23 protein-coding genes and 1 pseudogene are annotated in these 22813 nt (G+C 37.3%); 17 read left to right on the top strand and 7 right to left on the bottom strand.

Annotation, left to right across the window (positions count from 1 at the left end):
- Positions 1-41 precede the first annotated feature (41 nt).
- Together NSQ08_RS20860 and pheA are read left to right on the top strand one after the other, a co-directional pair.
- Positions 42-1955: an ABC transporter permease gene (locus tag NSQ08_RS20860; protein ID WP_340778572.1), complete on the top strand. Its 1914-nt coding sequence runs from the start codon at positions 42-44 to the stop codon at positions 1953-1955.
- A gap of 95 nt (positions 1956-2050) precedes the next feature.
- Positions 2051-2902, top strand: coding sequence for a prephenate dehydratase (gene pheA, locus NSQ08_RS20855; RefSeq protein WP_002034155.1), 852 nt, complete (start codon positions 2051-2053; stop codon positions 2900-2902).
- Positions 2903-3004: 102 nt separating this feature from the next.
- Here the strand turns inward: pheA and NSQ08_RS20850 are convergent, their stop codons facing one another.
- The 3 genes from NSQ08_RS20850 to NSQ08_RS20840 all read right to left on the bottom strand — a co-directional run bounded on the left by NSQ08_RS20850 (position 3005) and on the right by NSQ08_RS20840 (position 5421).
- Entirely contained in the window at positions 3005-3652 is a 648-nt protein-coding gene (locus tag NSQ08_RS20850) for an MOSC domain-containing protein (RefSeq protein WP_002129246.1), read from the bottom strand.
- An 84-nt stretch (positions 3653-3736) separates the two neighbouring features.
- Positions 3737-4279 (bottom strand): transcription repressor NadR, encoded by a 543-nt coding sequence (locus tag NSQ08_RS20845; protein ID WP_002034157.1) that lies wholly within the window; start codon positions 4277-4279, stop codon positions 3737-3739.
- Complete coding sequence (locus NSQ08_RS20840) at positions 4279-5421, bottom strand: IscS subfamily cysteine desulfurase (protein WP_340778566.1); 1143 nt, start codon at positions 5419-5421, stop codon at positions 4279-4281. Before NSQ08_RS20840 ends, NSQ08_RS20845 begins: the two co-directional genes overlap by 1 nt.
- A gap of 153 nt (positions 5422-5574) precedes the next feature.
- Between NSQ08_RS20840 and nadB the strand changes: the two genes are divergently transcribed.
- The 6 genes and pseudogenes from nadB (at position 5575) to NSQ08_RS20815 (ending at position 12295) form a co-directional block, all read left to right on the top strand.
- The gene (gene nadB / locus NSQ08_RS20835) at positions 5575-7104 is read left to right on the top strand and encodes an L-aspartate oxidase (protein ID WP_340778564.1); all 1530 of its coding nucleotides are present in this window, start codon (positions 5575-5577) and stop codon (positions 7102-7104) included.
- A 19-nt stretch (positions 7105-7123) separates the two neighbouring features.
- Positions 7124-7957, top strand: coding sequence for a carboxylating nicotinate-nucleotide diphosphorylase (gene nadC, locus NSQ08_RS20830; RefSeq protein WP_002184918.1), 834 nt, complete (start codon positions 7124-7126; stop codon positions 7955-7957).
- A 30-nt stretch (positions 7958-7987) separates the two neighbouring features.
- Positions 7988-9094 carry a quinolinate synthase NadA gene (nadA, locus tag NSQ08_RS20825; RefSeq protein ID WP_002192476.1) on the top strand — a complete coding sequence of 369 codons (1107 nt, stop codon included), beginning with the start codon at positions 7988-7990 and terminating at the stop codon, positions 9092-9094.
- Positions 9095-9305: 211 nt separating this feature from the next.
- A complete protein-coding gene (gene safA / locus NSQ08_RS29940) occupies positions 9306-10484 on the top strand; it encodes a SafA/ExsA family spore coat assembly protein (protein WP_445686303.1) in 1179 nt (392 codons plus the stop codon).
- Positions 10485-10766: 282 nt separating this feature from the next.
- Positions 10767-11468 (top strand): annotated as a pseudogene (exsA, locus tag NSQ08_RS29935) (spore coat assembly protein ExsA); the annotation flags it as partial.
- 179 nt (positions 11469-11647) lie between these two features.
- The gene (locus NSQ08_RS20815) at positions 11648-12295 is read left to right on the top strand and encodes a YhcN/YlaJ family sporulation lipoprotein (protein WP_002034140.1); all 648 of its coding nucleotides are present in this window, start codon (positions 11648-11650) and stop codon (positions 12293-12295) included.
- A 32-nt stretch (positions 12296-12327) separates the two neighbouring features.
- On the opposite strand, the gene NSQ08_RS20810 is transcribed toward NSQ08_RS20815, so the two are convergent.
- Positions 12328-12762, bottom strand: coding sequence for a hypothetical protein (locus NSQ08_RS20810; protein ID WP_002129237.1), 435 nt, complete (start codon positions 12760-12762; stop codon positions 12328-12330).
- 587 nt (positions 12763-13349) lie between these two features.
- Between NSQ08_RS20810 and NSQ08_RS20805 the strand changes: the two genes are divergently transcribed.
- Positions 13350-13865, top strand: coding sequence for a BofC C-terminal domain-containing protein (locus NSQ08_RS20805; protein ID WP_002034126.1), 516 nt, complete (start codon positions 13350-13352; stop codon positions 13863-13865).
- A gap of 10 nt (positions 13866-13875) precedes the next feature.
- Here NSQ08_RS20805 and NSQ08_RS20800 read toward each other — a convergent pair whose 3' ends face one another.
- A complete protein-coding gene (locus tag NSQ08_RS20800; protein WP_002034128.1) occupies positions 13876-14820 on the bottom strand; it encodes an iron-hydroxamate ABC transporter substrate-binding protein in 945 nt (314 codons plus the stop codon).
- Between the two features lie 188 nt (positions 14821-15008).
- Between NSQ08_RS20800 and ruvA the strand changes: the two genes are divergently transcribed.
- Genes ruvA through yajC form a run of 6 tightly spaced genes read left to right on the top strand, consistent with a single transcriptional unit; the run spans position 15009 to position 19342 of the window.
- Positions 15009-15626 (top strand): Holliday junction DNA helicase RuvA, encoded by a 618-nt coding sequence (ruvA, locus tag NSQ08_RS20795; protein ID WP_002088786.1) that lies wholly within the window; start codon positions 15009-15011, stop codon positions 15624-15626.
- A gap of 5 nt (positions 15627-15631) precedes the next feature.
- A complete protein-coding gene (gene ruvB, locus NSQ08_RS20790; protein WP_000344470.1) occupies positions 15632-16633 on the top strand; it encodes a Holliday junction branch migration DNA helicase RuvB in 1002 nt (333 codons plus the stop codon).
- A complete protein-coding gene (locus NSQ08_RS20785; RefSeq protein ID WP_000138162.1) occupies positions 16630-16830 on the top strand; it encodes a DUF2905 domain-containing protein in 201 nt (66 codons plus the stop codon). Before ruvB ends, NSQ08_RS20785 begins: the two co-directional genes overlap by 4 nt.
- A 19-nt stretch (positions 16831-16849) precedes the next feature.
- Positions 16850-17902, top strand: coding sequence for a tRNA preQ1(34) S-adenosylmethionine ribosyltransferase-isomerase QueA (gene queA, locus NSQ08_RS20780; RefSeq protein WP_002129232.1), 1053 nt, complete (start codon positions 16850-16852; stop codon positions 17900-17902).
- Between the two features lie 12 nt (positions 17903-17914).
- A complete protein-coding gene (gene tgt, locus NSQ08_RS20775; protein WP_002015319.1) occupies positions 17915-19054 on the top strand; it encodes a tRNA guanosine(34) transglycosylase Tgt in 1140 nt (379 codons plus the stop codon).
- A 27-nt stretch (positions 19055-19081) separates the two neighbouring features.
- Complete coding sequence (yajC, locus tag NSQ08_RS20770) at positions 19082-19342, top strand: preprotein translocase subunit YajC (protein ID WP_002034132.1); 261 nt, start codon at positions 19082-19084, stop codon at positions 19340-19342.
- 37 nt (positions 19343-19379) lie between these two features.
- Here yajC and NSQ08_RS20765 read toward each other — a convergent pair whose 3' ends face one another.
- The gene (locus NSQ08_RS20765; protein ID WP_002034133.1) at positions 19380-19763 is read right to left on the bottom strand and encodes a TIGR04086 family membrane protein; all 384 of its coding nucleotides are present in this window, start codon (positions 19761-19763) and stop codon (positions 19380-19382) included.
- Positions 19764-19866: 103 nt separating this feature from the next.
- Between NSQ08_RS20765 and NSQ08_RS20760 the strand changes: the two genes are divergently transcribed.
- On the top strand, positions 19867-20523 hold the full coding sequence (locus NSQ08_RS20760; RefSeq protein ID WP_002015314.1) for a DUF421 domain-containing protein: 657 nt from the start codon (positions 19867-19869) through the stop codon (positions 20521-20523).
- Between the two features lie 29 nt (positions 20524-20552).
- On the opposite strand, the gene spoVB is transcribed toward NSQ08_RS20760, so the two are convergent.
- Positions 20553-22112 carry a stage V sporulation protein B gene (spoVB, locus tag NSQ08_RS20755; RefSeq protein WP_002034136.1) on the bottom strand — a complete coding sequence of 520 codons (1560 nt, stop codon included), beginning with the start codon at positions 22110-22112 and terminating at the stop codon, positions 20553-20555.
- A 186-nt stretch (positions 22113-22298) separates the two neighbouring features.
- On the opposite strand from spoVB, the gene NSQ08_RS20750 reads away from it, so the two are divergent.
- A complete protein-coding gene (locus NSQ08_RS20750; protein ID WP_002015311.1) occupies positions 22299-22583 on the top strand; it encodes a post-transcriptional regulator in 285 nt (94 codons plus the stop codon).
- Positions 22584-22813 lie beyond the last annotated feature (230 nt).

Genomic DNA, 22813 nt, shown 5'->3' with positions numbered 1-22813 from the left:
CTAGCTTTTTGCCTATGTAGTAAGGTACAGGAGGACGATAGATGAACATTCGGCAACTGGCGCTACAAAATATAAAGGGAAATTGGCGTAATTATAAAGTGTTTTTCTTAAGTAGTTGTTTTGCCATATTTGCTTCTTATGCATATATGTCTGTCATTGTACATCCGTATATGCAAGAGACGATGTGGTATCAAAATGTACGCTGGGGACTTATCATATGTAACGTTATAATTATTTCTTTTTTCGTCATATTTATTTTGTACTCTACTTCTATTTTCATAGAAGCACGTAAGAAAGAATTAGGGTTATATATGTTAATGGGAGCGACGAAGTCTAACGTAATAGGAGTGATTATGACCGAGCAAATATTGATCGGAATTTTCGCTAATATTTTCGGTATCGGGCTTGGCATGATTTTTTTAAAACTCTTTTTTATGGTGTTTAGCATGTTACTTCGCCTTCCGAAAGAACTCCCTGTCATATTTGACATGAGAGCGATTGGTGTAACGTTTGTTATATATATGCTCGTCTTTGTTCTGTTATCTTTTATAAGTGCTTTACGTATATGGAATATAAAAATCATACGGTTATTAAAAGAATTTCGAACAGATAAACGAGAGAGGAAAACATCAAAGTGGCTTTGTTTATTCGGCTTTTCTTGTTTAGGAACGGGATATGCGCTAGCGCTACAAGTGACGATGCCAACGATAGCATTATACTTTTTCCCTGTGTCTATACTTATTTTTTTTGGAACGTATTTTTCTTTTACACATGGTGTTAGCCAATTGTTAGAAGTGATAAAACGAAATAAAAAGATTATGTATACATATCCGTATTTATTTATAGTGAATCAATTGTCACATCGAATGAAGGAAAATAGTCGCTTTTTCTTTCTGTTGTCTATGGCAACAACGTTTGTCGTTACGGCGACAGGTACGGTGTTCTTATATTTTTCTAGCATGCAAGATATGTGGCGTGGCGGAGGAGTACACTCATTTTCATACATAGAAAAAGGCACTTCTGCTCATGAAGTTTTCGAGAAAGACAAGGTTGAAAACTTATTACATCAATATGGATATGATAATTTTCAATATATGAGTTTTGTTGGAGTGTATGCATCCTTTCAGTCCAATAAGGGAGAAACAGAGGTAGCACCGCTTATAAAGGAAAGTGAATACAATCAAGAGGCAAGAAAACAAAAACAGAAAATGTATTATCCTAAAAAAGGAACAGTTACACTTGTCTATTATAATAAACGCAATTATCCAAATGTATATAATCAAAAAGAGATTCAATTGCAAGTAATGAATCAAGCGTATCCATTCGCATTTAACGGTCAGAAAGAAGGGGTACAATTTAACTATCACCCTTCATACATTAATGGTCTGTTTTTTGTCATGAATGATGAAGATTTTAACAGTATAGCAAATACAATTCCGGATTCTGAAAAAATGATATATAGAGGTTACACATTACCAAATATCGAAAATACGAAAGAATTAAACGAAGATTTACGGAAACATATGAAACAAGATAATAATGATGCGTTTCGAAGTAATATGGAATTATATGTGAATATGAAAGAAGGTGGTGATATTACTCTATTTATAGGCTCATTCATTAGCATATTATTCTTCCTTACGTCATGTAGCATCGTATATTTTAAATGGTTTCATAATATTGCATCCGATCGAAAGCAGTACGGGGCGCTCTCTAAACTTGGAATGACGAAGGAAGAAGTGTGGAAGATTTCTCGTTGGCAATTGTGTATGCTATTTTTTGCGCCAATTATAGTAGGGAGTATGCATAGTGCAGTTGCGTTATATACGTTTCATAATACTCTCTTTATGGACGGTTCATTAAGAAAAGTAGGTTTGTTTATTCTGTTTTACATTGCTGCATGTATCATCTATTTCTTCTTCGCTCAAAGAGAATACAAGAAACATTTAGACTAGCGAATGCTAGTCTTTTTTTAATATTCGAAATTCTCATAGAAGAATATTAAAAAGTATGGTATAACAGTAAGAAAACGAAAAAGAGGGAAAAGACGATGATTCGAGTAGGATATTTAGGACCAGAAGCGACATTTACAAATATGGCGGTGAGTCGTTTTTTTCCGGAAGCAGAGCATGTACCGTATCGAACGATTCCAGATTGTATTGATGCAGCCGCAAATGAAAACGTAGATTTCGCAGTTGTACCGTTAGAGAACGCCATAGAAGGTTCAGTTAATATAACGGTTGATTATCTCGTACATGAGCAGCCACTTTCCATTGTAGGAGAAATTACAGTGCCAATTCAGCAACATTTACTCGTACACCCGCAGTACGAAGGAGTGTGGAAAGAAGTATACGCTGTACATTCTCATCCACATGCCATTGCACAGTGCCATAAATTTTTAAATGAGGAATTAAAAGGGGTAACCGTTCGCGATATGACATCAACAAGCGCTGCTGCACAATATGTGAAAGAACATCCTGAAGAAAAAATTGCAGCTATTGCAAATGAAGCAGCGGCAGAAAAATACGGATTAACAATTGTAAGGCGTGATATTCATACTCATAAAAACAATCATACACGTTTCCTTGTTCTCCATAAGAAAAAGAAAGCAGTACTCCCAAATAACGGAGAAAACCGAGGAGAGAAAACGACGCTTATGATAACGTTACCTGCTGATTACGCAGGGGCACTATATCAAGTGTTATCAGCTTTCGCATGGAGAAAATTAAACTTATCCAAAATTGAATCGCGCCCGATGAAAACAGGCCTTGGAAATTACTTTTTCTTAATCGACGTCGACAAAGCATACGATGATGTATTATTGCCAGGCGTAACAATGGAACTTGAAGCACTCGGGTTTTCTGTTACTGTGCTGGGGAGTTATTCTTCTTATTGGTTGTAAGGGGAGTGTTTGTCGTATTTTGTAGTTAAGTCGATATAATTTCGGTCGCTAGTATACCGTATGATAGATAAATAGAGTCCCACCTATAAAAGGTGGGATTTATTATTTTAACTTCGAAAGACGATCCTCTAACTGACCACGCCAAATCTCGGCTAGTTCTTGTACAGCAAGAACCTTCTCAATGCCATCTTTATCTTTCCTATTATGAAAATAAATTTCGTTAGAGAACAAAACAGATACATTGTTTGATGGACGCTCTAGTAATGTAATTTTAGAATCTTTACGCACAGTACCTTCTTGAAGAACGCGGCATAAGTAGCCAGTATATCCAGTTGCTACAATGCGTGGTAAAATGCCAGGAATACCGACACGTTTTGAAATTGTGCTACAAGGTACGCGAGCTTGTGTTACTTGAATGATTGCTTCGCCTAGTTGATATGTATCTCCGATGCAAACATCACGCTCTAACATATTTGTTACGGTAATGTTTTCGCCAAATGTGGAAGCTGGAAGTGTAGTTTGAAATTCCTCTTCCCATAGTGCGTAATGCTCGTGTGGGTACACACAAACTGCGCGATCAGGTCCCCCGTGGTGTTTTAAATCCGCTACATCATCACCACGGAATCCGTCTTTTGAGAGGAAGGCCTCTTCTGTAGGATCTTTACATATACCTGTTATCATTTCTTTATCTTCGCCATATTTCATTTGTTTCGGTTTACCAGTGCTAAAGTGAACGAGTTCAATTCCCATAGTTGATCTCCTTTACAATTGATTTCAATATTATATCACTAAAAAAGCACAGAGAATGATGAAAAACTCTGTGCTGTACATTAATTAATAAACGAGAAATCCAGCTCGATCTAGTGCCTCACAGGCAGCATCTAATTTCTCTTTAGAATCTGCTTCGATTGTATGTAAGTGAATACCATCTGTTAGTTGCGAAAGATAGGAAGCGTTTGTGTTTTCGATTTTTTGTAAATATTGTTCTACATCGAAGCGATTACTTACCATAATCGATGCTGTTAAGTCGCCGTATACAGGATGCTCAACTTTTACGTCTTTAATCGTAACGCCGTGGTCAACTAACATAGTAAGTTCTTGACGTACTTCTGCCGGTTTATGTTGGCATACGATTACGCGTTCGAAAGCTTGTTGTCTTGTTTGTGGCTTTAAATATAAATATCCTTGTGCAGTCGCAATAATTGGTTCATTTCGTGCTTTTAGTAAGGAAATGTCTTGAACGATAACTTGCCTACTTACGTTTGTCTTTTTAGATAGTTCATTCCCTGATAACGGTTCATTTGCAGCAAGAAGCCACTCAAGGATGAGTTGTCGTCTTTCTTCGCCTAAAATCTTTTTTTGATCATTTTGTTTCATTATGATTTAACACCTCTATAAAATTGATTTCCAATTGTGTGTAGTGCATGAATAGTTGTATCAATTTGTTCTTTCGTTGTGTGATGTCCGAAAGAACAGCGGACATATTGTTTTGCCTCTTCATACGTTTTTCCAATTGCAAGCATTGTTTTTGAAGGGTCTTGTTTACCTACTTGGCAAGCACTTCCAGTTGAAATGGCTATACCATGACGGTTACATTCTAACATTGTATACTGACCTTCTATTCCTTTTATTGTAACCCCAATAATATGTGGTAAACAAGAAGTAGAATGTCCTTTCACTTCAATTTCTAGAGGAAGTGTTTGTAATTGCTCTAAAAAATAAGATCGTAATTGTTTAAAACGAAAGCTCTCTTCCTTTTGATTCTTTAATATATGCTCTGCGGCTGTTAAAAAAGCAGCGATTCCAGGAACGTTCACTGTACCAGGGCGAAAGCCTTTTTCATGAGAAGTTCCTGGAAATACTTGTTCCCAGCGAACTTGCGGATTTATATAGCAAGCTCCAACTCCTTTTGGTCCGTATATTTTATGGGCTGAAACAGAGAGGCTATCAATCTCCATCGCTTTAACGTCTATTGGAAGTTTACCAAACGTTTGAACACAATCCGAATGAAATAAAACATTATATTTTTTTAAAAGTGCTCCGATCTCTGCAATGTTTTGAACGGTCCCGATTTCAGAGTTTCCATGCTGTATACTTGCTAGAGCAGTATCTTCTGTAATAGCTGCTTCTAAATCTACTAAATGAATTATCCCACTTTTATCAACAGGAATCTCAGTAATAGTATAACCTTGCGATTGTAAGGATTGAAAATAACTTCGAATCGATGCGTGTTCCATAGGTGTCGTAATAATGTGCTTTCCATTTCTAGCATTTAGAAGGGATTGAATCGCAAGGTAGTTAGATTCTGAACCGCCGCTTGTAAAGAATACACCTTGTTCCTTACCCCCAATCATTTCTGCAAATGTTTCTCTACAAACTTGCAATAAAGATGATGCGCTTCCGCCGATATCGTGTAAACTTTGTTCATTTCCGAAATATTTCTTTGCTGCTTCTACATATGTTTCTAAAGCTTCTTCGCTCATAGGTGTTGTCGCTGCATAATCTAGATATATCATCATGTAATTTCCTCTCTTCAGTAAGAGTGACATTTGTTTTCGTTTTTAGAATGGTAGTGAAAATAAGAATTGTAAAAAAACTCTTGTCATTATTTTAAAACTATGTAAATATAGGTGTCAAGACAGTTGGAAAGTGTAAAGTGGGAGGCAACAATTATGCCAAGTGCAGATGTCTTGATTATTGGAAGTGGCGTTGCGGCGCTTCGTGTTGCGAAAGAGCTTTGTCACGAAAAGAATGTGATAATTATCACAAAAAAAACAGGACGTAATAATAATACACATTTAGCTCAAGGAGGAATTGCAGCAGCAGTTGCTACATATGACGATCCGAGTGGGCATTTTGAAGATACATTAGTGGCAGGTTGCCATTATAACAACGAAGAAGCAGTTCGTTATTTAGTTGAAGAGGGACCGAAAGAAATAAGTAAGCTTATTACGAATGGAATGAAATTTGATGGGGATGAAAAAGGGATCCACCTTGGTAAAGAAGGGGCGCATCGAAAACGGCGCATTTTACATGCCGGAGGAGATGCAACTGGTAAAAATCTATTAGAGCATTTAATACAAGAAGTAGTTCCGAACGTTACTGTCGTTGAGCATGAAATGGTGCTCGATTTTATTATAGAAAATAATAAATGCATAGGAGCTTTAACGCGAAATAGTGAAGGGAAGCTGAAGCGTTACTATGCTGATAATACGGTGTTAGCATCAGGAGGAATAGGTGGTTTGTACGCCTTTACATCGAATGATGAGACAATTACAGGCGATGGACTTGCGATGATATATCGAGCTGGGGGAGAACTTGTTGATTTAGAATTTGTACAATTTCATCCGACGATGTTATACGTGGACGGGCGATGTTGTGGTCTCGTTTCTGAAGCAGTCCGTGGTGAAGGAGCTGTCCTTATAAATGGAAAAGGACAGCGTTTTATGATGGATATACATCCCGGGAAAGATCTCGCACCGCGTGATGTAGTGGCAAGGGCTATTCATGAACAACTTCTTGCAGGTGAAAAAGTGTACTTAAACATCGAAACCATTCAAAACTTTGAACAACGTTTTCCGACCGTCTCATCATTATGTAAAAAGAATGGTATTGATTTAAAAGAAAATTCTATTCCGGTCGTACCGGGCGCTCATTTTCATATGGGCGGCGTGAAGACGAATTGTGACGGAGAGACGTCCATTTCAAACTTATATGCGGTCGGTGAAGTGGCTTGTAATGGAGTTCATGGTGCGAATAGATTGGCGAGTAATTCATTATTAGAAGGTCTTGTGTTTGGAAGACGAATAGGAAAACACATTTTAGCTAAGTCAGCAGAGGAAAGAAAAAATGTGCCGGAAGAGAGAGGGAAAAGTTTTATAGCTCTTAATGATTTACCGTTGAAAGAAGAAATACAAGAATGCATGATGAAATATGTTGGGATTGTGCGAACTGAGAAAAATTTATCATATGCTCAGAGATGGTTTAGTAGGTACGGTGTGCGAAATATGATCTTACAATATGATGCACTTACAAATGAAGAGATAACGCTTATTAATATGTTAACAGTTTGTGAGCTTATAACAGTATCAGCTTTGCAAAGAGAAGACAGTATTGGTGGTCATTATCGCATTGATTATCCAGAAAGAAATAGCGTGAAAAAAGAGATTATCCGAGTGAGAAGAAAACTACAACTTGTTTAATAAGGGGAAGAGGGGTTTTATGAATACGTTAAAAGTTAAGGAAGCATTAAATCGATTTTTTCTAGAAGATATAGGAGAAAGAGATGTAACATCTCAGCTTATCTTTCCCGATAATGCACTTGCGAAAGGAACGTTTCTTGTAAAGGATACAGGGGTATTTGCAGGGTGCTTAGTAATTGAAGAAGGATTTAAATTAATTGATCAGAGAATTGAAGTTGAACTTCATAAAAAAGATGGGGATCTTGTAGAAAAAGGCGAAATAATTGCAACCGTGCAAGGCCCAATCGCATCATTATTAACGGCAGAGCGCGTTATATTAAACGTTATTCAGCGTATGAGCGGGATAGCGACGATGACGCGTAAGGCGGTTTTTGCTTTAGATAGCAGTCATACACGCATTTGTGATACGAGAAAAACGATGCCAGGACTACGTATGTTTGATAAATATGCTGTAGTATGCGGGGGCGGATTTAACCACAGATTCGGTTTATATGATGGTGTCATGATTAAAGACAATCATATTGCTTTTGCTGGCTCGATTACAAAAGCTGTTACATCGGTGAAAGAAAGATTGGGACATATGGTGAAAGTAGAAGTCGAAACAGAGACAGAGGCGCAAGTAAGAGAAGCAGTAGAGGCCGGCGCAGATGTTATTATGTTCGATAATCGTACGCCAGAAGAGATTCGTGAGTTTTCAAAAATTGTACCAAGTGCCATCGTTACGGAGGCTTCAGGTGGTATTACAATTGAAGATTTATCAAAATACGGAAAAACAGGGGTAGATTATATTTCACTTGGAGCGTTAACACATTCAGTGAAAGCACTTGATATTAGTTTTAATATTGAGGCCTAATGAGAGTGGTTTAGAGGGGGAGAATCATAAATGGGTATTTTAGAGAAAGTTCAGCCAATCGAAGTAATGTTACCAGAGCGTTATCAAACGATGTCTATATTAGAGATGGAAGAGCGTGTCCGTGAAATTAAAGAAAAAATGGGGGCATTACTATTTATTCCAGGACATCATTATCAAAAAGATGAAGTGGTGCAATTTTCAGATGCAGCAGGGGACTCACTTCAACTCGCACAAGTTGCAGCGAATAATAAAGAGGCGAAATATATTGTGTTTTGTGGTGTGCACTTTATGGCAGAAACGGCAGATATGTTAACGACAGATGATCAAATTGTCATCTTACCAGATATGCGTGCCGGCTGTTCTATGGCAGATATGGCAGATATTGAACAAACAGAAAGAGCGTGGAAAGAGCTCGCGAAATTATTTGGGGATACGATGATTCCATTAACGTATGTAAATTCAACAGCTGCGATCAAAGCGTTTTGTGGTCGTAATGGAGGGGCAACAGTAACCTCTTCTAATGCAAAACAAATGGTGTCTTGGGCGTTTACACAAAAAGAGCGTCTCGTCTTTTTACCAGACCAACATTTAGGAAGAAATACAGCGTATGATTTAGGTATTCCGTTAGAAAAAATGGCAGTGTGGAACCCGCATACAGATTCATTAGAGTACGATGGAGATATAGAAGAAATTCAAGTGATTTTATGGAAAGGCCATTGTTCTGTTCATCAAAACTTCACTGTGAAAAATATTGAAAATGTGCGAAAAAATCATCCGGATATGAATATTATTGTTCACCCTGAATGTTGTTATGAAGTGGTTGCTGCTTCTGATTATGCAGGATCAACGAAATATATTATTGATATGATTGAAGCAGCTCCGGCGGGAAGTAAGTGGGCGATTGGTACAGAGATGAATTTAGTGAACCGAATTATTCAGCAACATCCAGATAAAGAAATTATTTCGCTAAATCCGTTTATGTGTCCTTGCTTAACGATGAACCGAATTGACTTACCTCACCTGTTATGGGCACTTGAGAACATAGAAAGAGGAGAACAAATTAACGTTATTCGTGTAGAGAAACAAGTAACAGAAGAGGCAGTTCTTGCATTAAATCGTATGTTAGAGCGCGTTTAAAGCAGCGGGATTTCCGTTGCTTTTTTTCGTACATATAATCATAACAAGGATGAAATAGGCATACATTGTGTTGAGGAAATCATTGCGGTTTTTCTATGCTTATTCCACTTCGAATCATATTGAAAATAGAAGAAGTGATAAAAGTAAAAGAAGTTAATGTTGTTTAGAAAGTGTTTTTACTTATAGATAAGTTATACAGGAGGGGGAAAATTTGAAAATTCATATCGTGCAAAAAGGGGAGACCCTTTGGAAAATTGCAAAAAAGTACGGAGTGGATTTTGAAACGCTAAAAAAAACAAATACACAGCTTAGCAATCCAGACCTAATTATGCCAGGGATGAAAATTAAAGTGCCATCGCATAGCGTTCATGTGAAACAACAAACTGGATCGGGTTCAGCGCCCCCGAAACAATATGTAAAAGAGGTGCAGCAAAAAGAGTTTGCATCAACACCAACGCCACTTGCAATAGAAGATGAAGATGAGATCACGTATCAATCAACACCTATTACACAACAACCAGCTATGCAACAAACGCAAAAAGAAATGCAGATAAAACCGCAAAAAGAAATACAGGTGAAGCCGCAAAAGGAAGTGCAAGTGAAGCCACAAAAAGAAGTGCAAAAAGAAATTCCGATTCAAAAAGAGAAGCCAGTTGAAAAGCCGCCTGTCATTCAAAAACCACCTGTTGTAGAGAAAGTAGAAAAACTAAAACCTACTACAAAAGAAAATACTAAATTTTCTATCAATGTGTTACCACAGCCACCGCAACCACCAATTAAAGCGAAAAAAGAATATAAAATTTCAGACGTAATAAAAAAGGGAAGCGAGTTAATTGCTCCTCAAATTAATAAAATGAAACCTAACAATGTCATTTCTCCGCAAACGAAAAAAGACAATATAGGAAACATAGTGTCACCGCAAGTGAAAAAAGACAATATAGGGAATATAGTGTCACCGCAAGTGAAGAAAGAGAATGTAGGGAATATAGTGTCGCCGCAAGTGAAGAAAGAGAATGTAGGGAATATAGTGTCGCCGCAAGTGAAGAAAGAGAATGTAGGGAATATAGTGTCGCCGCAAGTGAAAAAAGAAAATGTAGGAAGCATAGTCTCACCAAACGTATCAAAAGAAAGTGTTATTATCCCGCAAGTAATACCGCCTAATATTCAAGTGCCGAATATAATGCCAATAATGGATAACAATCAACCACCAAATATAATGCCAATAATGGATAACAATCAACCACCAAATATAATGCCAATAATGGATAACAATCAACCACCAAATATAATGCCAATAATGGATAACAATCAACCACCAAATATAATGCCAATAATGGATAACAATCAACCACCAAATATAATGCCAATAATGGATAACAATCAAATATGATGCCGATAATGGATAACCCAAATGCCAAATATGATGCCGATAATGGATAACAACCAAATGCCAAATATGATGCCGATAATGGATAACAACCAAATGCCGATAATGGATAACAACCAAATATGATGCCGATAATGGATAACAACCAAATGCCAAATGCATATGCCGATAATGGATAACAACCAAATGCCAAATATGATGCCGATAATGGATAACAACCAAATGCCAAATATGATGCCGATAATGGATAACAACCAAATGCCAAACATGATGCCGATAATGGATAACAACCAAATGCCAAACATGATGCCGATAATGGATAACAACCAAATGCCAAACATGATGCCGATAATGGATAACAACCAAATGCCAAATATGATGCCGATAATGGATAACAACCAAATGCCAAACATGATGCCGATAATGGATAACAACCAAATGCCAAACATGATGCCAATAATGGATAACAATCAAATGCCGAACATGATGCCAATAATGGATAACAATCAAATGCCAAACATGATGCCAATAATGGATAACAATCAAATGCCGAACATGATGCCAATAATGGATAACAATCAAATGCCAAACATGATGCCGATAATGGATAACAATCAAATGCCGAACATGATGCCATATCAACAGCCAATGATGCCGCCATATCCGCAGTATCAGCAACAAAATCCATACAATCAAATGCCGTATCAACAAATGGCACCGCAATATACTTCTATGCCAAATCCAAATATGATGCCAATGGATAATAATATGCCACCACTCGTACAAGGGGAAGAAGATTGTGGATGCGGAGGAGAGAGTAGGTTATATAGTCCGCAACCGGGTGGACCACAATACGCCAATCCTTTATATTATCAACCAACTCAGCCAGCATATGCACCGCAGCCAGGAACGATGTATTATCAGCCGGACCCACCAAACGTATTTGGAGAACCAGTTTCAGAAGAAGAGGACGAAGAGGAAGTTTAAAAAAGGTGGGGTTATTCCCACCTTTTTTGTATTCGTGATAGTCAGGAATATGGTGAATTTACATTAAGTGCTAGAAAATTCCTAGTGAAATATTAACAGTGTAAAAACCCTCTCTGTTACTCATCATAAGGGGGAGCTTTTCGAAAGAGAAGTTCATTCTAACAGAGGGGGTTTTTGTATTGAATACGAAAGTAAAAGTTATTGCTGCTTCTTTGTTAGTTACCAGTGCATTAGCTGCATGTGGTACACCAAAAGATAATAATGCGATGGATGGACGTAACTACAATTACGAGCGTACATCTTATAATGATACACACCAGTATCGTGATAATGTAGCGCGTAACGATCGTTCTACAGATTATGTAACATATAGAAACGGTCGTAACGATACAGGATATAATAATTATTACCGTGATGTAAATTACAATGGGCAAATTGCTAATCCACATCCAACTCGTAATATTACAATGAACAATTCATACATTAACAATGATGGTAAAACTGCGGAGAAAATTACGAATCGTGTGAAACGTATGAATAACGTAGACCGAGTTTCTACAGTTGTATATGGAAACGATGTAGCGATTGCGGTAAAACCACGTAATACAGCGACGAATGAAACAGCGATGGCGAACGAAATTCGTCAAGCTGTTGTGAATGAAGTTGGAAATAGAAACGTATATGTTTCTGTAAGAAATGACATGTTTACTCGTGTTGATGCAATGAGTACGCGTTTACGTAACGGCACAGCTACAAACGATTTTAATCGTGACATAACAAATATGTTCCGAGACATTCGTTACGGTCTGACTGGTACTATGCGATAACAAATCAAAGAGGAAGGGATAGCCCTTCCTCTTTATTCATCGTCGTCTTGTAAACGTCGTTTTTTTATAAAATAACTAACGGAGTAAGACGCTAAAAAGCATATGAAGAGAATACCACCTGTTAAAATAGCTTCAAATAGAGGTCTTTCTGGACTGAAAATGATATAAATAATAGCCATGATAATTCCTACAATAAGAGAGCGTAAAATAATTTTGTAATAAGGAGTTAACTTTATTTCATTTTCGCTTTCTTCTACATCGATAGAAACGCTTAACTGTAAATAACTAAGTACAATACTTGTAAGAATAAATAATAACCACAATGGAGATTTCGTAATTTGATCCATTCCTTCTGTGAATCCGATATAGCCTAAAATTCCGATTATACCAATTGATTGAAAAAGAAAGGCAATACGTATGTTTTTTAACATTTGAAGTATGAGGCGTTCATCTTTAATTTTTTTCAAGGCATTCATCCCCTGTTTATATTTATAGTGTTAATTGTAACATATATATTACATTAATCAATTTATAATTTACATAAACTTCAATTGGTTGAAAGAGGAAGAAAAATATATTTAGAAATATATTGCGCTTCTACCTTGTTAATGTTATATTAGCAAAGCGATGAGCTAATTTACGTAAGTCGAGAGATATGCTTAAGTGCTAAACACGCGAATGTGGTCGCCTGGTCTTTCGCCGTAAACGCATCAGACGCCTGCTTTGCAGGCGTCTTTCATTTTATATAAAAGTAAATGATACATGCAGATGAGGATTAACCCTTATCTGCATTTTTTGTCCCGCTATTTGTGGGCAGTAAGACTCCCACCTCGAAATTCGGCGAATGCGAGGGAGTTAGGTGGGAGATCAACTGCCCGTAAAAGCCCGATTGGTTTAACTAATAATCAGTGGGGGATGAACAAAACCCCCCACTGATTAAAGTTTCACTTTATTTTCCTTAGAAATTTAATGCTATTGTTTATATGGATAAAACCCCCATTTCCGGAAAAGCTACAAATGAAAGTATGATTTTGCCTAGAAGAGGTGAACGGAAATGAAATGGATGCTAATTGCAGTGCAAGCTTTCGTTGTGATGTTTTGCTTAGCTTATGGATCCGATGTGAGGGCAGAAATAACAGAAAAAGTACCTGAAGTTACAATTTTATTAGAGCGTATGTATGTTGATGGAGAAGTAAGCGAGGAAATACTGACAGAAAAAGTAGCGGATTTAGAAAAGTTTTTGCAGCAATATAAAGAATGGCAACTTGTTGATCGTGATGATGTGCAAATCGTATTACAAAGGAAAGTTGATGATATTTCTCCTTTACTGAAAACGAGCGGTTATTTTGGTGTTTCAGAGGAAGGGATATTGCAAATTTTTAAAGGGGTACCGAAAAGTGATAACGCGATCCATTCCTTCTTTCAAATTGATATGAAAAAGCTTGAGAGTTATGAGCGAGCAAAACTAAAGCGTGGTATTCGTATTAAGTCAAAAGAAGGATTCGTGAAGACAATCGAAAAAATGAAGCAATACGCAGTGCAAAATAATAAAAAAGGCAGCTCAGGGTGAGCTGCTTTTTTTATTTATTCTTAGCTAAAATCTCTTTTGCGATTTCATCAATTAGCATATCTTTTCCGATTGGATTGAATGCTTTCGTATTGAAGGCTTCATTCGATACTTCATATACGTGATTGTTTTTTACTGCTTTATTATCTTTCCAAACCGCACTGTTTTTATAGTCTTCGTACACTTTATCAGCTTCTCCGCCGAAGTTTACAATAAACATTTGATCAGGCTGGAATGCAACAAGACCTTCTAGTGATACTTGTGCCATCGTTTGTTTTAAATCTGTACCTTTTGTTGCTGGAAGCTTTAAGTCGTTAAAGATGATGTCACCGTATCCGAAGCTACCGTATACACGGAAGTTTTGTGGTGTAACTGCAACGAACATAAAGTTCTCATCTTTTGTTTTCTCTTTAATTTTTTTAGATAAAGAGTCTGCTTTTTTATCGTAATCTGCAATCCATTTGTCTGCTTTCTTTTCTTCGTCAAATAGTTTACCTACTTCTTTAAACTTACCGCGCCAGTCTTCTAGATTTGTTTCCAGAACAACTGTCGGTGCCACTTTTTCTAGTTGATCATAAATTTTCAATTGACGATTGTTTAAAATAATTAAGTCTGGTTTTAAAGCAGTAACAGCCTCTAAATCAACTTTAGGTGCCCAATACCAGCCAACTGCTTTTACTCCGTCTAACTTTTCAGTTAAATGATTTTGGATTTTATCTTTATATGTGTTTGCTGTACCGACAGGTTTATGTCCAAGGATTAATAATTCCTCTGTTGATCCAGATAAATCAACAATTCTCTTTGGATTAGCTGGAATTGTTGCTTCCCCTTTAGCATGTTTTACAACTTTCGTTTTCGGTTGTTCTTTTGCTTTTGATTCTTCTTTTTGAGAAGAACAGCCAACGATAGAAAGAACAACTAGCATAATAGTAAATAAAATAAATAGCTTTTGTTTCATCCTGATGTAACCCCTTTAATTAGTATTGATAATCATTATCGACTTCTGTATATTAAGGGGCTTTATCCTTTCTGTCAATGGAAAATAACAGAAGTTTTAAACAGAGAACATTCGTTGGGGTATTCTCGCTTTTCTATCATTAAATATGTTAAAATGGAATACATGATTTAAGAGGGAGAGATCGTATTTTGTTTGAATATGTTACAGGCTACGTGGAGTATGTAGGACCGGAATATGTCGTAATTGATCATAATGGAATTGGTTATCAAATTTTCACACCAAATCCGTATGTATTTCAAAGAAGTAAGCAAGAAATCCGTGTCTATACATATCATTATGTGAGAGAAGATATTATGGCACTTTACGGGTTTAAAACACGTGAAGAGCGTTTATTATTTACAAAATTGTTAGGTGTATCGGGGATTGGACCAAAAGGTGCTCTTGCAATTTTAGCTTCTGGTCAAACCGGACAGGTCGTTCAAGCGATTGAACATGAAGATGAGAAGTTCTTAGTGAAGTTCCCAGGCGTCGGAAAGAAAACAGCGCGCCAAATGATTTTAGATTTAAAAGGAAAACTAGCAGATGTTGTACCAGATGCTTTTGTTGATTTGTTCTCAGATACTGAAAGTTTTGATACGAAGAAAGGTTCATCAGTTGAACTTGATGAAGCACTGGAAGCACTGCGTGCACTTGGCTATGCAGAACGAGAAGTCTCTCGCGTTGTACCAGAGTTATTAAAAGAATCACTAACGACGGATCAATATATTAAAAAGGCACTTAGTCTTTTACTAAATGGTAAGAGGTGAGTATAATGGACGAACGTCTCCTTTCAGGGGAATCTGGATACGAAGATGCGGATTTAGAGTATTCATTACGGCCACAGACGCTCCGTCAGTACATTGGCCAAGATAAAGCGAAACATAATTTAGAAGTGTTTATTGAAGCGGCGAAAATGCGTGAAGAAACGTTAGATCACGTACTTTTATATGGCCCACCTGGACTTGGTAAAACGACGCTTGCGAATATTATTGCCAATGAAATGGGTGTTAACATTCGAACGACGTCAGGTCCCGCAATTGAAAGACCAGGAGATTTAGCAGCTGTATTAACAGCGCTTCAGCCAGGAGATGTATTATTTATTGATGAAATTCATCGTTTGCATAGATCTATTGAAGAAGTGTTATACCCAGCGATGGAAGACTTTTGCCTTGATATCGTTATTGGGAAAGGACCGTCAGCTCGCTCTGTACGTCTAGATTTACCTCCATTTACGCTAGTTGGGGCAACGACGCGTGCAGGTGCATTATCAGCACCACTTCGTGACCGTTTCGGTGTACTGTCACGATTAGAGTACTATACAGTAGATCAGCTTTCTGCGATTGTAGAACGTACAGCAGAAGTGTTTGAAGTTGAAATAGATTCGTTAGCTGCATTAGAAATTGCAAGACGTGCTCGTGGTACACCTCGTATTGCGAATCGTCTATTACGACGTGTACGTGACTTCGCACAAGTTCGCAGTGACGGAACGATTGCGATGGAAATTACACAAATGGCGTTAGAACTATTACAAGTAGATAAATTAGGACTTGATCATATCGACCATAAATTACTGCTTGGTATTATTGAAAAGTTTCGCGGTGGTCCAGTTGGATTAGAAACTGTTTCAGCAACGATTGGGGAAGAATCTCATACGATTGAAGATGTGTATGAGCCGTATTTATTACAAATTGGCTTTTTACAAAGAACGCCAAGAGGCCGGATCGTAACACCGCTCGCATATGAGCATTTCGGAATGGAGATGCCAAAAGTATGACGGAGATGCCAAAGCTGCTTATTACAGCTGGTATTTTGCTCATTGTTGTTGGATTAGCTTGGAAGTTCATAGGAAGGCTTCCAGGCGATATTTTTGTGAAAAAAGGTAACGTTACCTTTTATTTTCCTATCATTACATGTATTGTGTTAAGTATTGTATTATCTTTTATTATGTATATAATAAATCGATTTAAATAAGAAATAGGTGGATACAGTTATGGATATTAATCTGTTTGATTTTCATTTACCAGAAGAACTTATTGCACAAATCCCATTAGAAGATCGTGAAACATCAAGATTAATGGTGTTAGATCGTGAAACAGGCGATATTGAGCATAAACATTTTACAGACATTCTTTCTTACTTACATGAGGGGGATTGCTTAGTTTTAAATGAAACGAAAGTTATGCCTGCTCGTTTGCACGGTGTGAAAGAAGATACAGGCGCGCACATTGAAGTACTTCTTCTAAAACAAGAAGAAGGCGATAAGTGGGAAACGCTTATAAAGCCAGCGAAGCGTGTAAAAGAAGGAACTGTCATCTCTTTTGGTGAAGGAAAGTTAAAAGCAACTTGCATTGGAACAGCAGATCAAGGTGGGCGTCAACTTGAGTTTTCATATGACGGCATCTTTTATGAAATTTTAGACGAGCTGGGAGAAATGCCTCTTCCTCCGTATATTAAAGAGACGCTAGAAGATCGCGATCGTTATCAAACGGTATATGCGAAGGAAATCGGTTCAGCAGCAGCACCGACGGCTGGCCTTCACTTTACAGAAGAGTTACTTGAGAAATTGAAGCAAAAAGGCGTCGGGTTAGCATTCATTACACTCCATGTAGGACTTGGAACATTTAGACCAGTTTCTGCAGATACTATTGAAGAGCATCATATGCACGCAGAGTATTACCATATGTCTGAAGAGACTGCGGCGTTATTAAACCGCGTGAAAGAGAATGGCGGACGTATTATTACAGTAGGTACGACATCAACACGTACGTTAGAAACGATTGCGACAGATCATAGTGGTAAGCTTTGCGCCGCTTCTGGCTGGACAGATATTTTTATGTACCCAGGATATGAATTTAAAGCAATTGATGGTTTAATTACAAACTTCCATTTGCCGAAATCAACATTAATTATGCTTGTAAGTGCATTTTCAAATAGAGATAATGTACTTCATGCTTATAATGAAGCAGTAAAAGAAAAATATCGTTTCTTTAGTTTCGGTGATGCGATGTTCGTTGCATCTCACGCTAAAATGAGAAACAAATAAAAGGAGTAAATTATGACAGCAATTCGTTATGAATTTATTAAAACTTGTAAACAAACGGGTGCGCGTTTAGGTCGAGTGCACACGCCACACGGCTCATTTGATACACCGACATTTATGCCAGTTGGTACACTTGCAACAGTTAAAACAATGTCACCAGAAGAATTAAAAGCAATGGATTCTGGCATTATTTTAAGCAATACGTATCATTTATGGCTACGTCCAGGCCACGAAATTATTCGTGAAGCAGGTGGCTTGCATAAGTTTATGAACTGGGATCGTGCAATCTTAACGGATTCAGGTGGATTCCAAGTATTTAGCTTAAGTGATTTCCGACGCATTGAAGAGGAAGGTGTTCATTTCCGCAATCACTTAAATGGCGATAAATTATTCTTATCTCCAGAAAAAGCGATGGAAATCCAAAATGCATTAGGTTCAGATATCATGATGGCATTTGATGAGTGTCCACCGTTCCCTGCTACTTTTGAATACATGAAAAAGTCTGTAGAGCGTACAAGCCGCTGGGCAGAGCGTTGCCTAAAGGCGCATGAACGTCCACAAGATCAAGGTTTATTCGGTATTGTGCAGGGCGGGGAGTTTGAAGAACTTCGTCGTCAAAGTGCGAAAGATCTTGTTTCAATGGACTTCCCTGGCTATGCTATAGGCGGTCTATCTGTTGGTGAACCGAAGGATATTATGAATCGTGTTCTTGAGTTTACAACACCACTTCTTCCTGATGATAAACCACGTTACTTAATGGGTGTAGGTTCTCCTGACTCGTTAATTGATGGTGCGATTCGCGGTGTTGATATGTTTGACTGTGTACTTCCGACTCGTATCGCTCGAAATGGTACATGTATGACAAGTGAAGGCCGCTTAGTTGTGAAAAACGCGAAATTCGCTAGAGACTTCGGGCCGCTTGATCCGAACTGTGATTGCTACACATGTAAAAACTATTCTCGTGCGTACATTCGTCACTTAATGAAATGTGATGAAACGTTCGGAATTCGTTTAACGTCTTATCACAACCTTCATTTTCTGTTAAACTTAATGGAGCAGGTGAGACAAGCTATTCGTGAAGACCGTCTTGGCGATTTCCGCGAAGAGTTCTTTGAACAGTATGGCTTTAATAAACCGAATGCTAAAAACTTCTAATACATAATTTAAAAGGAGGAACACAAGATGAATGCAGGTATGATGAATATCGTTATGATTGTTGCGATGTTTGCGATTTTCTATTTCTTATTAATTCGCCCGCAACAAAAGCGTCAAAAAGCAGTTGCTCAAATGCAAAATGAAATCAAAAAAGGTGATGCTATCGTAACAATCGGTGGTTTACACGCTACAATCGAATCAGTGGATGAAACGAAAATTGTTGTTAAATCTGGTGGTTCACACTTAACTTTCGATCGCAATGCGATTCGTGAAGTTGTGAAAAACTAATGATGAAGGCCCTGCATGAAATGTGCAGGGCCTTTTTTTAACTATTTTGTTTTGACATATTTACACCGAAAATACCTCCGAGTGTACTCGCACCCATTAATGCTAATTGGTAGAGTAACTGTGAGTTCGATAAAGTTTGAGAGAAGCCTAAATAGTTAACGAGAAAGACGAGAATAGCGAATGTAAGGCCTGTTGTGAAACCTACTAGCCATCCTTTTCCTTGTGCCTTTTTACCAGCAATAAATCCAGACATAAGCATAGATAGAAGGGCTATTATAAAAATAATAATTACTAATGTCCCTTCATTAATATTCGTAAATTTTAATAAAAGAGCCATGACCATACTTGTAATAGATGCGAGGATTAATAGGGTAATAATACCGAAGCCGATTGCGCTCGATAATTTTTTCGTTCCATCCATTATGCATTCCCCCTTTTTAATACAAGCATATTTTCATTTTGTTTAAGTTAGACTAGTTTCTTTTTTGTAGGGGAGCCTATAAGTAAAAAAAGGGGATGTAGAAATGGAATGGGTATCAATAATCGGACGAACAATGCTTTTGTATATAATCATTTTAATTATTTTTCGTCTTATGGGTAAACGTGAAATTGGAGAATTAAGTGTATTAGATTTAGTTGTATTCATTATGCTCGGTGAAATGGCTGTAGTGGCAATTGAAAATACAGATAAATCACTTTGGCATCAATTAGTTCCAATGACTTTTCTTATGTGTATACAAATCATTTTGTCGGTCATTTCTTTAAAGTTCCAGCGTTTTCGGCATTTAATAGAAGGGGAGCCTGCGATTCTTGTGAATGCAGGTAAAATTGATGAAAAAAAGATGCGGAAGCAGCGATATAACATAGATGATTTATTGATGCAACTACGTGAGCAAGGAATCGGAGATGTGCGTGATGTAGAATACGCTATTTTAGAACCATCTGGAAAGTTATCTGTCTTTCAAAAACAAAAAAGTAAAAAGAGCAAAAATGATACACCAATTTTTACACTCCCACTAATTATTGATGGAGAAATTCAATACAATCATTTGCAAATGATCGAACATACAGATGGGTGGCTCGTTGAGAAACTGAATAACTTAGGTTATAAAGATGTGAAACAGATTTTATATTGTAGTTTTCAAAATGGACAGTTTTTCGTTGATTTGAAAGAAAATTAGAGGCTTACCATTTTGAATGGCAAGCCTGCTTATTTCAAAAATGAAAGTTTCCGAATGATAGGGAGACGACTTAATTCTTCTTTTCGAATGAGTTTGAAAACGAAGAGGAGAACGATATAAACGATTGTTGTTAAAGTGATTTCCCATAATGTTTGTATGCCAAGTGAATGAGAAAAAACGATATACTTATGAAGATAAAAACCGAAGGTACCAGCAATCCCGATAGCAATTCCGCCGAAAATATAGTCTTTTGCATAAATGGTAAATGCAATTTTCTTTAAAACAGTGGCGTAGTGAAGGAATGTTACGGTTACTATATTTGCTGCGATGGCGAGGGCAACCCCCATCATTTGGAACTCTGGGCGTGAAGCGAGTACAAAGATAACGATTAATTTTACGATAGCTCCAATAAATGTGTTCATCATAGCAGCGCGTGCTAAGTTTAAAGCTTGCAACACAGATGTAAGGGGGCTTTGAAAATAATGAAATAAAAAGCAAGGTGCAAGAAGCTGGATGAACGCGGCCGCGTTGTCTGATCCGTACATGAGAGTTAAAACTGGAGAAGCAAATACATATAATATAACGACTGACCATCCGCCGGTTATTAAGGAAATTCGAAGTGCTTGTTGTAATCGGTGTTCTACTAATTTGTGTTGTCTCTTTGCCATTGCCTCGCTAATTGATGGGACGAGTGCTGTAGAAAGAGCATATGTAATAAAGGCTGGCAGTGATAGAAGTGGGAACGCATATCCGTTTAATATACCGTATTGCTGAGTTGCGACAGAAGCAGCAACGCCGGCGATCGCTAAGCTTTGCATAACGACGATAGGTTCAAAGAAATAAGAAACGGAACCAATTAAACGGCTTCCTGTAGTTGGTAAAGCAATGTCCATAAGGGAATAAAATGTATTTTTGCTCTCCTTTACAGTAGTGAAAAATCCAGAGCGTATAGATAAATGTTTTTCGCGTTGGAATAAAGTAAGTAAAAATAATAAAGATGCAACTTCACCTAGAACAGCTGATAGCATGGCACCGGCTGCAGCATATTCTACGCCGTAAGGTAAAAATAACCGAATGCATACAGCGATAATTGTAATGCGGACAACTTGTTCTATGACTTGAGCGTAAGCGCTCGGCTTCATGTTTTGTTTCCCTTGGAAATAACCACGTAAAACGGAAGAAACTGCAATAACGGGGACGACAGGTAAAATAGCCATTAATGGATAGTAAGTTCTTTCATCTGTTAATAATGTTTTTGCTAAAATAGGTGTGAGTAGCATAATCCCAATTGTTAAAATGATACTAATAACGGATGTAACAGCTAGGGAGACGGTTAATATTTTTTTTACTCTTTGTTTATCGTTCACTGCTTCCGCTTCTGCTACAAATTTTGCAATCGCAACAGGAAGGCCAATTTGTGTTAATGTAATTGCTAAAATGAAGGTGGGGACAGCCATCATATAAAGGCCAACGCCTTCTTCTCCTAAAATACGTGCCATTACAATGCGGTTAATAAATCCAAGGATTTTTGTAATAAAGCCAGCTATCATTAAAATAAATGCACCTTTTAAAAAGCTTTGTCTCGTCATACTCTTCTCCTACCTTCTCAAAATCAATGGAATGATTTACAATAATTTATATGCACGTATGAGACAAGAATGACAAGCATTTAAGAGAGTGAAGTATGAATGGTACTCTTGAAAGAAGTTATTGCTGTCCATTAGAGCGGGATTAAAAGCGACTTTTCGTGCTGAAATAAGAAGGAGATGTTATATATGTTGGATAAAGAGGCTTTGGTAGAATCATACCGCGGACAGTTACAAGTCGTTTTAGAAAGTAAAGTAGAAGAGTTTCAGTTGTTCGGTTACGACCGAGTGACAGATAATGATATTTGGAAGTTTCTCAAGGCGAAAAAGTGGAAAAAGATAGACAGTGATGTTAGGTTATATGAATTAGTAAATGATGTATTAAGAGTAAGTACTAATGAATATATGAATTATTTAACTGTTGAAGCATATCAAGCGCCACTTTGGTCGTTTGATGAATATGAAAATAAATAACCGACTGTAATTGGTTTGTTCTTCCTTTTGCAGTATAATGATAGGTATTGATAAAGAGGAATTAATTATGTCTAAGATTATATATAAAGGAGGTAGTGAAGAGGAAAAATAAATAATGAATAGTGTAGGTATTGTGAAAAGCTTACCGACACAGCTAGTGATGAACTAGCGGAAATACATGTATTTTATAGAAAGTAAGTCTACTAACTAGGCGTATGCACACGTGCGAA

The sequence above is a fragment of the Bacillus sp. FSL E2-8887 genome (genome assembly GCF_038007205.1).
GTDB lineage: Bacteria > Bacillota > Bacilli > Bacillales > Bacillaceae_G > Bacillus_A > Bacillus_A mycoides.
This window is presented reverse-complemented; position numbering and strand designations above follow the sequence as displayed.